Genomic DNA, 16,008 nt, shown 5'->3' with positions numbered 1-16,008 from the left:
GGTCAGCCGATCTCGGTAATCTCGGGGCCGCGCCGCGGCTCCTGCACCGCGGCGCCTGGCTCCGCCGGGGTCCGACCCGCGTCCTCGTCCGCACCGGTCGGCGCGCCCGCGGGGTGCACCTCGGCGTCCTCGGGGACCGTGAGCGCGAGCAGGTCGCGCGGCGGGTGCGGGTCCTGGCCGCGGACGACGACGAGCCCGCGCACAGCGTCATCGAGCACCTCCGCGGTGGGCCCGGGCAGCGCGGCGTCGCCTGTGTAGACGCAGCGCAGGAACCAGCGCGGACCGTCGATGCCCACGAAGCGTGCGAGCCGGAATCCGTTCTCGCCGGAGGGTGTGACGCCCGCGAACTGCGCGTTGACCTGCATGCCCAGGGGACCGTCGGAGACCGTGGGGTCGCCCCCGTCCCGCCGCAACCCGGCCACGAGCTCGGCGCGCACCTCGTCCCACAACCCGGAGGACTTGGGGGCCGTGAAGACCTGCACCTGGACGGAACCGCCCCCGAAGTCCATGTTCACGGCCCGCGGCACCCGGTCCCGCGGATCCAGCTCGACGCGCACGTCCACGCGCGCGACCGGCTTCAGCAGCAGAGCCCCGAGATCCAGGTACTCGGCGCGCTCACCCGGCATCTCGCTCTCGTCCCACGGGCCGTTGGCGCGAGGATTCGGCGCGTCCTGGTCCGGGGCGGCCTCGGTGGCAGCCGACGCGGTCGTGGACTCGGTCGGTGTCTGCTCCGAGGCCTCGCGGTTGCGCTTCTTACGTCCGAACATCAGTTGCTCCAAGAGTGGGTGGGGAATCTGCGGGGGCGAGGGCCGGCGATCAGCGGGCCCCCGTGGACCCGAATCCGCTTGCACCGCGCTCGCTGTCGGGGAGTTCGGTGGTGAGCTCGAAGCGGGCGGTGACCACTTCCTGGATCACGAGCTGGGCGATCCGCTCACCGCGGCGCACCGTGTAGCTCTCATGCGGATCCGTGTTGAGCAGGCACACCTTGAGTTCGCCACGGTAGCCGCTGTCCACGGTGCCCGGTGCATTGACCACGGTCAGCCCATGCTTGGCCGCGAGCCCGGAGCGCGGGTGCACGAGACCCACGTATCCCGCGGGGATCGCGAGCGCCACCCCTGTGTCCACGAGCGCGCGCCGACCCGGGCCGAGTTCGACGTCGTGGCGGGCGCGCAGGTCCGCCCCGGCGTCACCGGGACGTGCATAGGCGGGGGCGGGCAGGTCCGGGTCCAACAGATGCAGGGCCACGGTCACCGCGGCCGACTCGCTCATTTTGGTCACAATGCCCCACTGTAACGCGCGGGCCTGACGGCGCGGACGCGGGCGGCGTCCAGGGGGAATGTGTCAAGGTGGGGGCATGAGTTCCCACCCAGATTCCGGGGCGGCCGCGGCGTCCTCACCCGCAGAGCACCCGTCCCACGCCCAGGAGAACGTCCGAGCGGACGTGCAGTACGAGGAGAAGCTGATCGTCGCGTGGTGGGTATGGCTCATCGTGGTCTTCGTGGGTGCGGCCGGATTCGTGGCCGTGGCACCCATCAGCATCGCCGTGGGCGTGATCGTCGCGGTGGTGCTGATGGTCGTGATCGGGCTCGTGCTGCACCTGGGGGCGCCGAGCATCGTGGTCACCGACAAGGACCTGCGCGTGGGCCGGGCGTACATCGAACGGCAGTACGTGGGCAATGCTCGTCCGCTGGTCGGCGCCGAGGCGCGTGCTGCGCGCGGACCCGACCTGGACGGGCGCGCCTTCATGAACTTCCGTGTGTCGATGCCGGACCTGTGCCGGATCGAGATCGTGGACCCGGTGGACCCCACCCCGTACTGGCTCACCGCGACCCGCCACCCCGAGCGGTTGGCCGAGGCGATCAATGCGGGCTCCCGCTCGGCGAGCGACCGCGGCGACCGGGTCTGACGAGCACGATCACGGACGAGCAGAAAGACGACGGGCGCTCACCCGAGGGTGAGCGCCCGTCGTCATGCGGTCGTGGACCCGGGGCTCAGCCCAGGCACTCGTGGCAGTACTTCACGCCATCGCGCTCCTCGGCGAGCTGCGAACGGTGGCGCACCAGGAAGCACGAGCCACACGTGAACTCGTCGTCCTGGGCTGGGAGCACCACGACGGACAGTTCCTCGTTGGAGAGGTCCGCGCCGGGGAGCTCGAAGCTCTCCGCCGCGGTGGCCTCGTCCTCGTCAACGCTTCCGGACTGTTGGTCCGACCGCCGGGACTGGAGCTCCTCGATGGAGTCTTCCTTGAGGTCTTCGTCCTGCTTACGCGGTGCGTCGTAGTCTGTGGCCATGTGTCTATCCGCTCCAACCGGTCTTCACGAAAATCCCTGCGAAAAACAACTCCCGAGCGCTCTACCCCCGGGCCGTGTCGCGTAGATTGTTCACCATGGGCGCGGAAAAAGCCAGTGGCGACGCCGAGGTTTTCTCGCAGAGCAAGATTTCCACCTCGGGCGGTGGATCCGCTCGTCCGGATGACACACGCGGTGCCCGTGCGGGTGGCCGTCCCGCCGGTCCCGGACGGCGCCCGGGCGTGCCACTACACTGACGCTACGAGCGCGCCGAGCGCACCCCGGATCGCGTGGTGCCCCCAACGGCGAGGGAAGGACAGCATGGAGCAGTTGCGCCTGGTAGGAGTGCACGACGACGGTGAGCACCTCATCGTGGAGACCCCCGATTCGACCCGCTACCGGCTGAAGATCGACCAGCAATTGCGTCAGACGATCCAGCACGCGCGCCGCAAGCCCCCCTCTCATGGGCGCGGCGGAGGGTCCTTCGGTCCGCGTGACATCCAGGCCCGCTTCCGCGCCGGCGCGAGCGTCGAGGACGTCGTGGCCGAGTCCGGGTGGGAGGCCGAACGCGTCAAGCGGTACGAGTGGCCCATCCTGGCCGAACGCTCCCACGTGGTCGCCGAGGCGTGCCGGGTCACGGTCTCCGGGACCAACCCCTCCCACGAGGGCTACCGCTCCGTGTTCGAGGGCGAGCCCCGCACCCTGCGCGAGACCGTGGACGAGCGTGCCGCCGAGCTCGGGGTGGACCGCTCGTCCTTCGACTGGGACGCGTGGTTGCGCGAGGACCAGTTGTGGACCGTGCAGCTGAGCTTCTCCGCGGAGGACGCCTCGCAGGACGCCCCGGACATCCCGGGTCCCGCCCAGTGGAGTTACAACCCCGCGAACCGGACCGTGCGTCCGGAGAACGACTGGGCGCACGCGCTGGGTCAGGAGCACCAGGAGACCGGCCCGCTCGGCGCGGCCGCCCACGCGCTGCCCCCCGCACCCACCGCGACATTGCGGCAGTTGCAGCACGAGGCGAGCCAGGCGGACGACCTGCTCGACGTCCTGCAGTCGCGCCGCGGACGGCGGATCGGCTCGGACGAGGCGGGCGACGACCGGCTCGCGGAGATCCTCGGCCGCGGCATGGGTCAGGTGGACCAGCGCCCGCGCCCCATCGACGCCCCGGAGGATTCCACGGTGTTCGACCGGCCCATCCAGCCGGCCGCCTCGCAGGTCGCCGAGGCCCAGGCACTCGCCCAGGACGACGGGATCGAGATCGTCGACGATTCGACCCCCCTCGAACACGACGACGCCACCCCCTCCCGGAACGCAGCTGCCCCCGCCGTGCCGTTCGGGAAGGGCTCGTACGACGACTCCCCCGCAGCCTCCCGGAACGAGAACGTCCCCTCCGCCGTCACGGACCACCAGCCTGCGGATTGCATTTCCGAGGATCCCGCGCCTGAGGACTCCGGGTCGGAGAACTCCGGTGAGGACGAACACGCGGCCACGGAGACCGAAGCGCGCGGCACGACGTCGGATAGCGCGTTCGCCGTCGACGCCTCCGGCACGGCCACGGACGTGGCGGACGAGGACGAGCCCGCCGCGCAGGACACCGACGAACCGGCCCGTTCCGGCGATGCGGACACCACGGACGAATCGGGATCGAGCGACCGTCCCGCCCCGGGCCCGCGGGGTCGCACCCCCAAGGCCAAGCGGTCTTCCGTGCCGAGCTGGGACGACATCGTCTTCGGGGCCAACCGGTCCTGACGTCGGCGCTGCGCTCTCACGAGCGGTTGTGCGCGGGGAAGCCGGCACGCGGTAAAGTCACGTGAACGCACCGGGCCCGGGGAGAACACGGTCCGGTCGTGGACACGCACGGGCGATCTCGAGGGAATTTTTGCATGGGCAACTCCATCCAGGACGATTTATTCGGTGAGGACACTCAATCCCCCGAAGGCACCGCGACTCCGGCCCCCTCGGGTGCCCGGCGGTACATGGCCCCCGTCACGCTCGGTGGTGCGGCCCTGCTCGTCCTGGTGGGTGTGGGGGCCGTGGCTTTCACCGGTTTGTCGGGTTCGTCCGACGACGACCCCGCGAACTTCGCGACCGAGCCCCCCACCGTGACCCCCTCCCCCACCGTGACCCCCTCCCCCACTCCGAGCGCCACCCCGAGCGTATCTCCGACGCCGTCGCCGCAGATCACGCCGTTGGTCCCGCCCTCGAGGCCCGCGGAACAGTACTACGTGCCCGCTCCGCCCCCCGTGGTTCCCGCACCCCCGGTCGCTCCCGCACCGCCCGCCGCGCCGGTACCCCCGGCGCCCACGAGCACCCCTCGGCCCGTTCCGTCCACGGCTACGCCCGAGCCCACGAAGAGCCAGGCACCGGAACCGACCCGCGCACCTCGGCCGCCCCAACCACCGGCGCCCACGCGGCCGGCGGCGCCGACCGCCGATCCGGACCCCACGCAGAAGGAGACTAAGCCCGCGCCGATCACCACACCAGGGAAGGGACAAACCTCTCCTGGTCGGTGAGCGACCCGTGCTGGCCCACCATAGCCAGGGGCCGGGTTCCTTGTCGGGAGACGTCGTACAGGGCGATGTCCTCGCGGGCCAGCACCCACACGTCGCCTGCTCGTTCGAGCAATCCTTGATCCGGTTCGGGGCCGAAGTACCCGTGCGCGGCAAGGTGCTGCTTGGTGGCCACCCACACGACGTCCCCGTAGTGCGCGCTCCAACGGCTTGCCAGTTCTTCCGGATCGGTGTCCGCGTCCGTGTGCAGCTGCACCGCCCGGGGCTCACCCGCGGTGAGCCGCACCCCGGCCATGAGCTCGGGGACCGCACTGTAGTCCACGCGGTGCTCGGGGGCCACGTCCACCATGCCATGGTCCGCGGTGAGAATCACCCGGGTGTTGGCGGGCAATTTGGTCACGAGCCGCTTGAGCGCGGAATCAAGTTCCTCGAGGGAGCGTAACCAGTCGTCCGAGCGCCACCCCGCTTTGTGACCGGTCTTGTCCAGCTCGTCCCAGTAGAAGTACACGAGCCCGCGCCTGCCCTCCCGCAGTTGCTCGAGGGTGCGCGCGGTGCGGGCGTACACACCGTGGGCGCCCACGAAACGGCCACCACGCAGCACGGCCCTCGTAAGGGCGGAGGACTCGAAGCGTGGTGAGCTCACCGTCACGGCGTCCGCGTGCTGCGCGGCGCGCTCCAGGACCGTGGGCTCGGGTTGCCAGGCAAGCGGGTCCACGTCTGAGGGCCAGTTGCCGAGCATGTTGACCACGCGGTCGGAGGCGGGGTCCACGACGTCGTAGCCGAGCATGCCGTGACGCCCCGGTGTGGCTCCGGTGCCCAGGCACGAGAGCGAGACGGACGTGGTCGTGGGGAACGCGGCATCGAGCTCACCGAGTGACTGGGCCGCGCGCAGGGTGGGCGCGTAGCTCGCCGTCTCCCTCAGCAAGCGCGAGCCGAGACCGTCCACGAGCACCACCACATAGCGTTGCGCGGACGGCAAGCTGAGGGCGTTGCGGAAACCGGGGATGCCCAGGGCCGCGGCCGCGGAACCCATGACCTCCGCGACGCTGCGCGAACCGTAGCGCGGCGCACGCGGCAGCTCCGGGGCGGCGGGATCCTCCACATTCACGCGTTGCGCCCCGAATCGCGGCCGTTGAACCGGTGACCGAACCGCGGTCGCGGTGCCGGCGGTTCGGGACGGGCCGCGGTGGGGTGCTGCGGCGGGGACTGCGCGATCTGCGCACCGGAATCCGTCAGCGGTGCCACATTGGCCCGGCGCAGCGTGCGCGCGAACTCGCGAGCACCCTCCACGGCCTCCTGCCCGTCCGCCTCGGAGCTGATGCGCATGACCACGTCCTCGCTCGCGGCAGTGCCCGTGTAACCGTGGTCCGCCTGGCACTCGGGGTCCTCGCACATCGCGGGATACAGCTCGAGCTGTTGGGTCCCGGTCCAGCTCACGGCCAGGTTCAGCTCCATGATCGCGGTGCCCGGGACGTAGTTCTGCGGCTGGTGGTACGCGTAACTCAGCGTGACCGAGCGGATCTGGGAGATCGGCACGGTCTCGGACGAGACCCGAGCCACGGTGTCCGAACCGTTCTCGTCATACTGTTGGTCGTCCACGTGCGTGATGTGCAGGACGTCCTCCGCGAGCACGAGGGCCGTGATGTGCCGGTGCAACTCCGTGTTGGTGAAATGGGTTTCCAACTGCACCAGGTGGGACACCGGGCGCCGCCCGTCCAGGGAGTCCATGACCACGTCCGTGACCAGTTGCGGATAGAAACCCGCCTTCTCGATGTCCTGGACCAGGCGCGATCCATCGGGTGCTGAGTATGTCATGGCGCCATTGTCCTCCACCGCGCCGCCCGGGGCACATTGCGACCCTTCGCGGTCCGGCACACGGCGCAACCCTCCGCCGCCCGGCGCCTCACGGGGCCACCACGCACGAAACTGTGCCGTCCTCGAGCTTCGAACAGATCGGGGTCACGTCCGTGGTGGGCGCCGGTTCCGGGTCCCTCGTGGGAGAGATGGTGGGGGCCGGTGTCTGCACCGGTGACGGATCACCGCCCCACTGCACCAGCACGGGGCCGAGCCACAGGTACCCCGCGGCGAGGGCCAGGAGCGCGAGCGTGAGCGCTAGGACCCACCACGGCCAGCGGACCGCTCGCCGAGCGTGCGGCTCCCGTTCGTCCGCCGTGCCACCCGGGTCCACGCCGCCACCGGCTCCCGTGTCCGCTTCCCGCCCTCTGGCAGCCAGGCCGGTGGGGTTCACGCCCGTGAAGCCCGCAGGATCCACGATCGTGATCTCCTCGGACCGGTCCGGGGCGCTCGCCCCTCCCGAGGTGCCCACGGGGTGCCTTTCGAGCATCGCGGGCGTGCCCTCCACGGGGTTCAGCCGCTCGGTCGTGTCCTGCCCGGCACCGGTTCCGATCGCGTGCGCAGCGGTCACCTCGTTCACGGGGGCGAAGGGGCGCAACCGGTCACCGCCGCGCTCGGCCATGGGCCGGTGCTCACCCCCGGCGATTACCTTCCGGTGCACCGCGTGCCACGCGATGGGCGCCTCCGTGGTCCCGCCCGCCCCGGGAGGTAACCGCGCGGCGTCGAGCACCGGGGACAGCTCACGCTCCGTGGTGGGTTCGAGGACGTCGAAGACCTCGAACGGCTCGCCATCCACCGTCTCGCTGGGCCGGTCCCGGCGGGCGGCCGCCGTGGCCGTGAGACTCGCGAGCAGCTGGTCGGCGGCGCGCGTGCGCTCCGCGGGCACGATGCTGAGCAGTCCGGCCACGCCCGCGTGTAACAGCGGGGAACCCCCGAACAAGCCGAGGCGGGCCACGTCCTCCGGGCGCAAGGGGTCGCCACTGAGATCCACCTCGGGCAGGACCATGCGCACCGCCGTGACCCCGGCGGCATAGAGGTCCATGGTGCGAGACGGATTCCCCGGGGCGTACGCCTCGGTCGGCAGGTACCCGGGGGTACCCACCACGGTGCCGGCGTGCGTGAGGCGCGCATCGGTCACGCGCACGGCGATCCCGAAGTCCGCGAGCCGGGCCACGGGGGTCCCCGAACCCGTGGGTTCGAGCAGCACGTTGGCGGGCTTGACGTCCCGGTGCACCCAGCCGTGCTCGTGGACGAAGCGCAGTGCCTCGAGCAGCTGACACATCAGCTCCTCCGCGAGCCAGTCCGCCACGGGACCGTTGTCCTGCAGCGCGGCCTCGAGGGTGCCCCCGGACACGAGCTCCATGGCGATGGCCACGTGTTCGTCCTCCGCGGCCCAGCCGTACGGAGCCACGACGTGCGGGTGCTCGAGGTCCACGGACTGTTCCCGCACGAAGCGCAACAGCTCCGCCGAATCACGCTGCCGCAACACCTTGGCCGCGCATTCCCTGCCCCGGCGCAGGTCGTGGGCTCGCCACACGGCCCCGCTGCCACCCTCGGCGATGGGTGTCAGCAGTTCGAAGCGTCCGGCTATCGTGTCCCGCACTCGGTTCGCGGTCCCGTGCTAGCCCAGCATGGCGCGCCGGGCGCTGTCCGTGCGTTGTCCCGGGTCCCCGATCTTGACCGCGGCAGAAAGCACCGTGACGACGGATCCGGAGAGCACGACCGGGTTCAGTTCCAGGAACGCGATCTCGGGGAAGCGGTCCTTGAGAAAGGCCACATGGTTGATCAGCTGCTCCAATCCGGTGGTGTCCACGGGCGGGACGCCCTGGTAGCCGAACAGTTTCCGCGCGGCCTTGGGCGCGCGCACCATGCGAGTGATGTCCCGGTCGGTCAGCGGGGGCACGCGGTGGGCCCAGTCGTCCAGCAGGTGCACGGCGTCCCCGGCCATCCCGAAGGACAGGACGGGACCGATGAGTGGGTCCTCCGCGGCGCGCACCACCACGGTCTGACCCGTGGGCGCCATGGACTGCACCTCGAAATCGCTCGCGTTCCAGCCCGCGAGCGTGCGCTTCATGGTCTCGATCGCGGCACCCAGTTGGTCCGCGTTCGCGATGTTGAGCACCACGCCACCCAGGTCCAGGCGGTGGCGCAGGAACGGGTCCGTGGACTTCAGGGCCACGGGGTAGCCGAGCCGTTCGGCGGCGGCGTACGCGGCCTCCGGGTCCGTGAACCGCACGGACTCGAGCACGCGGATCCCCGCGAGACCCAGCAGCTCGTTGCGCTCGGCGATCTCCAGTTCGTAGAGCGCGTCCCCGCTGATCTTCTCGCGCAGCCGTTCCAGGAACTTCTCGACGCCGTCGGAATCGAACTCCTCGGGCGACACCATCACGCCCTGGTCCTGCGAGCGCCATGTCATGTAGTCCACGACGCTCGCAAGCGCGCGCAGGGCGGCGCCGGGCGAATCGAAGCACGGCAGGGCGGCGTCGTCCGCGGTGTGCACGGACGTGGTCATGGCCTCGGGGCCGTGCTGACCCGTGAACACGACCACGGTCGTTCGGTCGGCGTCGCGCGCGGCCCGGGCGACGTCGCTCGCGAGCGTCGCGGTGTCCAGGCCGCGCACGGGCATGAGCACGAGCACGACGCTATCGACCGCATCCGACGAGAGCTGAGCGCGCACGGCGTCCAGGACGGCCTCGTGCGCCCGCTCGGGCCCGTTGGAGGTGTCCACGGTGCCGTCCACGACGGCGGGGTCGAGCCGTAGGCGCAGAGCCGTGTCCTCGGCGAGCTGCGCGAGCGCGAGCGCGTTGGAGACCACGGCCACGCGCGGGGAGGCGGGCAGCGGCTGGCTCTCCGCGATCGCGGCGATGTCGAGCAACTGCTCGGCCGTGGTCGCACGGATCACCCCGGCCTGGCGAAACATCGCGTCGAGCGCGCCGGTCGGGGCCTGGGTGACCCGGCCCGTGTGGCCCGGCGGGAGCCGCAGGCCGGTGACCTCGGACTTCGCGACGATCACGGGCTTGCTCAGCGAGAGCCTGCGCGCAATGCGCGAGAACTTGCGCGGGTTGCCCACCGACTGCAGGTAGAGACCGCACACCGTGGTGGCGGGGTCGTCCTCCCAGTACTGCATGAGGTCGTTGCCGGAGACGTCCGCGCGGTTCCCCGCCGAGAGGTAGCTGGACATCCCCACGCCGTGGCGTTGCGCGGCACCGTAGAGCATGGTGCCGATCGCCCCGGACTGGGAGAACAGTCCCAGTCCTCCGCGGCGCGGCAACTCGGGCAGAACGGACGCGTTGAGCGAGACCTCCGGATCGGTCGTGAACAGACCCAGGCTCGCTGGGCCCACCACGCGCATCCCCGCGGCGCGGGCGATCCGCACCAGGCGGCGCTGGGCGGCCGCGCCCTGCGCACCGTCCTCGGCGTAACCGCCCGTCATCACGACGACGGCGCGCACTCCCGCCCTGCCGCACTGCGTCACGGTCTCCTCTACCGATTCGCGCGGCACCGCGATCACCGCGAGGTCCACGGTGCCCTCGATCTCGTCGAGGGACGAGACGAAGTGCAGCCCTTCGCGCTCGTACGGGGAATGACCTACGCCGTAGAGCGTGCCCGTGTACCCGCCCGTGAGGATGCCCTCGACCGCGTGGAACCCCGCGTGGTCCCGGTTCGCGGACGCCCCCACGACCGCCACGGTGGCCGGTGTCAGCAGGTCCGTGATGGACCGGGCCTCCGCGCGGTGCTCGCGCGCGGCCATCACCGCGAGCGACTTCTCGGTGGGGTCGATGTCGAAGTCCACGACCACCACGCCGTCCTCGAACTGACGGGAAACGTCGTAGCCGGCCTCCACGAAGACGTGGAGCATCTTGCGGTTCTCGGGCAGCACCTCCGCGGTGAAGCGGTCGATCCCGTTCTCGCGGGCGGCGGCGGCCAGGTGCTCCAACAGGATGGACCCGATTCCCCGCCCCTGGTGGTGATCGGAGATCATGAACGCGACCTCCGCCGAGCGCTGCGTGGTGCGGTCGTAGCGGCCCACACCGATCATCCGCTCCCCCAGGATCAGCACGAAGCACACGCGGTCCCGGTGGTCCACCGTGGAGAAGCGGTCCAGTTCCCGCTGGGACAGGGTCGGTTTGTAGGAGAAGAACCGCAGGTAGATGCTGTCCTCGGACTGCCCGGAGTGGAACTCCTGGAGCAGGTCCTGGTCCTCGGGGCTGATGGGGCGCAGGTGCGCGGTGGCGCCGTCGCGCAGGATGACGTCCGCCTCCCAGTACTCGGGGTAGGTCTGCTGCGGCGCGGCGTCGTCGGTGGTACCCATAGACTTCAGAGTAGCCAACCGCCTGCTCCGGTCACAGGAGCACGCCCTGATTTCAAGGAGTTACCCCTCGATGGCTCGTCGCCGCTCAGCCATGCGTTCTCCCCAGGACGAACTGCCCAAGGACTTCACCGAGCACATCGTGGACGTGGACGTCACGCAGGAGATGGAGACGAGCTTTCTGGAGTACTCCTACTCCGTGATCTACTCCCGCGCGCTGCCGGACGCCCGGGACGGTCTCAAGCCCGTGCAGCGGCGGATCCTGTTCATGATGGACCAGATGGGCCTGCGCCCGGACCGCGGCCACGTGAAGAGTGCGCGCGTGGTGGGCGAGGTCATGGGCAAGCTGCACCCCCACGGTGACGCCGCGATCTACGACGCCATGGTCCGCATGGCGCAGTCCTTCGCGATGCGCGTGCCACTCGTGGACGGGCACGGCAACTTCGGGTCGCTCGACGACGGTCCGGCGGCCCCGCGCTACACGGAGGCCCGGATGGCCCCGGCCGCGCGCACGCTCACGGGTGACCTCGACGAGGACGTCGTGGACTTCGTGCCCAACTACGACAACCAGTTCCAGCAGCCCGCGGTGCTGCCGGCCGCGTACCCCAACCTGCTCGTCAACGGGGCCACCGGGATTGCGGTGGGCATGGCCACGAACATGGCACCGCACAACATGCGCGAGGTCGCGGCCGGGGCCCGGCACCTCATCCTGAACCCCGAGGCCACGCTCGAGGAACTCATGCGGTTCATCCCCGGTCCGGACCTGCCCTCCGGCGGTCGGATCGTGGGCCTCGAGGGCGTGCGGGACGCCTACCGCACCGGGCGGGGTTCGTTCCGCACGCGCGCCACGGTCTCCGTGGAACAGGTCTCGCCCCGCAAGCAGGGCATCGTGGTGACCGAGCTGCCGTACATGGTGGGCCCCGAGAAGGTCACCGAGAAGATCAAGGACGCGGTCCAGGCCAAGAAGCTCGCCGGGATCTCGGACGTCGTGGACCTCACCGACCGCACCAACGGGCTGCGCCTGGTCATCGAGCTCAAGAACGGGTTCAACCCGCAGGCCGTGCTCGCGCAGCTGTACAAGCACACACCGCTCGAGGAGTCCTTCGGGATCAACAACGTGGCTCTCGTGGAGGGTCAGCCCCGCACCATGGGGCTGCTCGAGCTGTTGCGGGTCTACAGCGACCACCGGATCAGTGTGGTGCGCCGGCGCACCGCGTTCCGCCTGGCCAAGCGGCAGAACCGGTTGCACCTCGTGGAGGGGTTGCTGATCGCGATCCTCGACATCGACGAGGTCATCCAGATCATCCGTTCCTCCGAGGAGACGGCCGAGGCCCGGGACCGGTTGATCGCGGTCTTCGACCTCTCCCGCGCGCAGTCCGAGCACATCCTGGAACTGCGGTTGCGTCAGCTGACCAAGTTCTCCCGGATCGAGCTCGAGGCCGAGCGGGACACCCTGCAGCGGGAGATCGCCGAACTCGAGGCGATCCTGGGCTCGGAGACCGCGCTGCGCGGCGTCGTCGCGGACGAGCTCACCGAGACCGCGGAGAAGTTCGGCGACGAGCGGCGCACCGTGCTGCTCGAGGCCGAGGACCTGCCCGCGGTCACCGCGGAGAACGCGCGCGGGAAGAAGAACGCGGCACCGTCCGTGGCGCTCGAGATCAGCGACGACCCGTGCTGGGTGTTCCTGTCCACGACCGGGCGGATCGCCCGCAGTGCCGTGCGCACCCCGCTCGCGGACGGCTCCCGGCGCTTCAAGCACGACGCCCTGACGAGCGTGGTGCCCTCGACGGCGCGCGGGGAGATCGCCGCGATCACGTCCACGGGCCGGATGCTGCGCGTCTCGTGCGTGGACGTGCCCGTGCTGCAGGAGTTCGACGGCGTTCCCCGCCTCGCGGACGGCGTGCCCGCCGCGGACTTCCTGGGTCTGGACAAGAACGAGACGCTCGTGGGACTCGTGCCCAGCAATGCCGTGTTCGCGATTGGGACCGCGGACGGCGTGGTCAAGCGCGTGAACCCCGACTACCCGCTGAACCTGGACCAGTGGCCCGCGATCAAGCTCAAGGACGGGGACTCGGTGGTGGGTGTGGGTGCCGCGCCGGTCGACGCGGAACTCGTGTTGGTCTCCTCGGACGCCAAGCTGCTGCACTTCCCCGCATCCGCGGTGCGCCCCCAGGGCCGAACGGCCGGTGGCGTGGCCGGGATGAAACTCGCGCCGGACGAGCACGTGATCTTCTTCGGGGCGGTGGCACCGAGCGAGTCCACCGTGGTGGTCACCCAGGCCCGCAGTGACGGTCAGCTGCCCGAGATGGGCGAGGCGTCCGTGAAGGTCACCCCGCTCTCGGAATTCCCCGCCAAGGGCCGCGCGACCGCCGGTGTGCGGGCCCAGCGACTACTCGCGGGTGAGACCGGGTTGACCCTGGCGTGGGTCGGCCACGGGCCGGGCAAGGCCGTGTCCGCGGCGGGCGTCGCGCGATCGCTCCCCGTGGAGTATGGGCGCCGGGACGGTTCCGGTGTGGGCATCGACCGTGCGGTCGCGGCCGTGGGACCCGCGCTCAGAGGTCTCCCCGTGCCGGGGACCACGACGGATGGGGAGTCAGCCGCGGAGAACGAATGACCCGCGGACCGGGCGCCGCGGAGGAGGATGGATCGGCGACGGTCGGCGACCGACCCGCGCACGGGGCGACGGCGGCGTCACCCGCGGACGACCGACCGTCCGGGGCGTCGCGCCGCCCGGCGCGTGAGACGGCGCCGCTGCCCGAGCACACCACCTGAGGCGCTCAGGCGTCGATTTGCTCCTGGTTGAGCTGGGCGGCACCGGCCACGATGAAGTCCTTGCGTGGGGCCACCTGCGAGCCCATGAGCAGGGAGAACGCGCGCTCGGCGGCCTCGGCGTCGGACACGCGCACGCGCCGCAGGACACGGTGGCGGATGTCCATCGTGGTCTCCGCGAGCTGATCGGCGTCCATCTCCCCCAGGCCCTTGTAGCGCTGGATGGGCTCCTTGTACCGGCGATCCTGCTCCTCGAGGCTGCCCAGCAGCGTGTCGAGTTCGCGCTCCGAATACGTGTAGACCATCTCGTTGGGCTTGGAGCCCGGGTTGACGATCTGCACCCGGTGCAGCGGGGGCACCGCGGCGTAGACCCGTCCGGCCTCCACGAGTGGGCGCATGTAGCGGTAGAAGAGCGTGAGCAACAGGGTGCGGATGTGGGCGCCGTCCACGTCCGCGTCCGTCATCATGATGACCTTGCCGTAGCGGGCGGCGTCCAGGTCGAAGCTGCGACCCGACCCGGCCCCGATTACCTGGATCAGGGCCGCGCACTCGGCGTTCGCGAGCATGTCCGTGATCGAGGCCTTCTGCACGTTCAGGATCTTGCCGCGGATCGGCAACAGCGCCTGGTAGTTGGAGTTGCGGGCGAGCCGGGCGGTGCCGAGCGCAGAGTCACCCTCCACGATGAACAGCTCCGAGCGGTCCACGTCCGCGGAACGGCACTCCACGAGTTTCGTGGGCATCGACGAAGTCTCGAGCGCGTTCTTGCGCCGCTGGGTCTCCTTGTGCACTCGGGCCGAGATCCGGGACTTCATCTCCGCGACGACCTTCTCGAGCAGCTGACCGGCCTGGGCCCTGTCGTCCCGCTTCTTGGAGGTCAGCTGCTTGGTGAGCTCCGCCTCCACGACCTTGGCGACGATCTGGCGCACCGCAGGGGTGCCCAGCACCTCCTTGGTCTGCCCCTCGAACTGGGGTTCGGCCAACCGGACCGTGAGCACCGCGGTGAGCCCGGCCAGGACGTCGTCCTTCTCGAGCTTGTCGTTACCCGCCTTGAGCTTGCGGGAGTTGGTCTCCACCTGCTTGCGCAGGGTCTTGAGCAGCGCATTTTCGAAACCGCTTAAGTGGGTGCCACCCTTGGGCGTGGCGATGATGTTGACGAACGAGCGCACCGTGCTGTCGTACCCCACGCCCCAGCGCAGGGCCACGTCCACCTCGCACGTGCGATCCACGTCGGTGAGCCGGGCGTGTCCGGACTCGTCGAGCACGGGGACCCGCTCGGTGAAACTGCCCTGCCCCTGCAGCCGCCACACGTCGGTGACGGGCGCGTCCGCGGCGAGGAACTCCGCGAACTCCGAGATCCCGCCGTCGTACTGGAAGACCTCCTCCACGGGACCGTCCGCGCCCGGTGTACCCGGCAGGCGGCGTTCGTCCTGCACGGTGATCTTCAGTCCGGGGATCAGGAACGCGGTCTGGCGGGCGCGGCGCACGAGCTCCTCGGTGGAGAAGCGCGCGTCCGGGGTGAAGATCTGATCGTCGGCCCAGTAGCGGATCCGCGTGCCGGTGACGCCGCGCTTGGCTCTGCCCACGACCTGCAGGTGCGAGTCGGTCGTGAACGCCTCGAACGGTGCACTCGGGGACGGCGCCCCCTTGTCCGTGAACGTCCCGGGCTCACCGCGCTTGAACGACATCTGGTATGTCTTGCCGCCGCGGTCCACCTGCACGTCCAGGCGCGCGGACAGCGCATTGACCACCGAGGCACCCACGCCGTGCAGCCCGCCCGACGCCGTGTACGAACCGCCGCCGAACTTGCCGCCGGCGTGCAGTTTGGTGAACACGACCTCCACGCCCGTGAGGCCCGTGCGGGGTTCGGTGTCGATGGGGATGCCGCGACCGTCGTCATGGACCTCCACGCACCCGTCCCGGTGCAGGATCACCGTGATGTCCTGGCCGTACCCCGCGAGCGCCTCGTCGACGGAGTTGTCGATGATCTCCCACAGGCAGTGCATCAGACCGCGCGAGTCCGTGGAGCCGATGTACATGCCCGGGCGTTTGCGTACCGCCTCGAGGCCCTCCAGGACGGAGAGGTGGCGGGCGTTGTATTCGGAACGGGACGGTGTCACGGTGGTGCTACTCCGGGGTTCGGGGGCGGCCCGCGGGCGGTGCGGGACCATCCCACTGTAGTCGGCACCCGGGGTTTGTGCGCGGTGGGCGAAACAGGGCCTTCGTGGGAAGCATTGACTGCGCGCGTGGGTTGTACTGGTACGTGCGATCGGGGCGTGAC

At 70.4% G+C, this 16,008-nt stretch carries 11 protein-coding genes; 3 read left to right on the top strand and 8 right to left on the bottom strand.

Translation table 11 applies throughout. From position 1 onward, the window contains the following. Nucleotides 1-2: 2 nt before the first annotated feature. Together IE157_RS05930 and dut are read right to left on the bottom strand one after the other, a co-directional pair. The gene (locus IE157_RS05930; RefSeq protein WP_193519425.1) at nucleotides 3-767 is read right to left on the bottom strand and encodes a DUF3710 domain-containing protein; all 765 of its coding nucleotides are present in this window, start codon (nucleotides 765-767) and stop codon (nucleotides 3-5) included. Nucleotides 768-816: 49 nt separating this feature from the next. Next, nucleotides 817-1,269 (bottom strand): dUTP diphosphatase, encoded by a 453-nt coding sequence (dut, locus tag IE157_RS05925; protein ID WP_098054510.1) that lies wholly within the window; start codon nucleotides 1,267-1,269, stop codon nucleotides 817-819. Between the two features lie 85 nt (nucleotides 1,270-1,354). On the opposite strand from dut, the gene IE157_RS05920 reads away from it, so the two are divergent. Next, complete coding sequence (locus IE157_RS05920) at nucleotides 1,355-1,906, top strand: DUF3093 domain-containing protein (RefSeq protein ID WP_277424955.1); 552 nt, start codon at nucleotides 1,355-1,357, stop codon at nucleotides 1,904-1,906. Nucleotides 1,907-1,991: 85 nt separating this feature from the next. Here IE157_RS05920 and IE157_RS05915 read toward each other — a convergent pair whose 3' ends face one another. Further along, nucleotides 1,992-2,291, bottom strand: coding sequence for a DUF4193 domain-containing protein (locus IE157_RS05915; RefSeq protein WP_064847393.1), 300 nt, complete (start codon nucleotides 2,289-2,291; stop codon nucleotides 1,992-1,994). Nucleotides 2,292-2,609: 318 nt separating this feature from the next. Here IE157_RS05915 and sepH point away from each other — a divergent pair, with 318 nt between their 5' ends. Beyond that, complete coding sequence (gene sepH / locus IE157_RS05910) at nucleotides 2,610-4,037, top strand: septation protein SepH (protein ID WP_193519424.1); 1,428 nt, start codon at nucleotides 2,610-2,612, stop codon at nucleotides 4,035-4,037. Nucleotides 4,038-4,760: 723 nt separating this feature from the next. On the opposite strand, the gene IE157_RS05905 is transcribed toward sepH, so the two are convergent. The 4 genes from IE157_RS05905 to IE157_RS05890 all read right to left on the bottom strand — a co-directional run bounded on the left by IE157_RS05905 (nucleotide 4,761) and on the right by IE157_RS05890 (nucleotide 10,964). Next, nucleotides 4,761-5,831 (bottom strand): alkaline phosphatase family protein, encoded by a 1,071-nt coding sequence (locus IE157_RS05905; protein ID WP_193519632.1) that lies wholly within the window; start codon nucleotides 5,829-5,831, stop codon nucleotides 4,761-4,763. 71 nt (nucleotides 5,832-5,902) lie between these two features. Further along, nucleotides 5,903-6,613, bottom strand: a complete 711-nt coding sequence (locus IE157_RS05900; protein ID WP_035961403.1) for a DUF5998 family protein — start codon at nucleotides 6,611-6,613, stop codon at nucleotides 5,903-5,905. Between the two features lie 88 nt (nucleotides 6,614-6,701). Further along, a complete protein-coding gene (locus IE157_RS05895; protein ID WP_193519423.1) occupies nucleotides 6,702-8,255 on the bottom strand; it encodes a serine/threonine-protein kinase in 1,554 nt (517 codons plus the stop codon). An 18-nt stretch (nucleotides 8,256-8,273) separates the two neighbouring features. Beyond that, nucleotides 8,274-10,964: a bifunctional acetate--CoA ligase family protein/GNAT family N-acetyltransferase gene (locus IE157_RS05890; protein WP_193519422.1), complete on the bottom strand. Its 2,691-nt coding sequence runs from the start codon at nucleotides 10,962-10,964 to the stop codon at nucleotides 8,274-8,276. 70 nt (nucleotides 10,965-11,034) lie between these two features. Here IE157_RS05890 and IE157_RS05885 point away from each other — a divergent pair, with 70 nt between their 5' ends. Beyond that, nucleotides 11,035-13,575 carry a DNA gyrase/topoisomerase IV subunit A gene (locus IE157_RS05885; RefSeq protein WP_193519421.1) on the top strand — a complete coding sequence of 847 codons (2,541 nt, stop codon included), beginning with the start codon at nucleotides 11,035-11,037 and terminating at the stop codon, nucleotides 13,573-13,575. Between the two features lie 163 nt (nucleotides 13,576-13,738). On the opposite strand, the gene IE157_RS05880 is transcribed toward IE157_RS05885, so the two are convergent. After that, nucleotides 13,739-15,847, bottom strand: coding sequence for a DNA gyrase/topoisomerase IV subunit B (locus IE157_RS05880; protein ID WP_064847256.1), 2,109 nt, complete (start codon nucleotides 15,845-15,847; stop codon nucleotides 13,739-13,741). Between the last annotated feature and the right edge of the window lie 161 nt (nucleotides 15,848-16,008).

It is taken from the genome of Kocuria marina (assembly GCA_014652975.1).
GTDB lineage: Bacteria > Actinomycetota > Actinomycetes > Actinomycetales > Micrococcaceae > Kocuria > Kocuria marina.
Note: the sequence above shows the minus strand (reverse complement) of the source record. Positions and strands in the feature narration are given on the sequence as shown.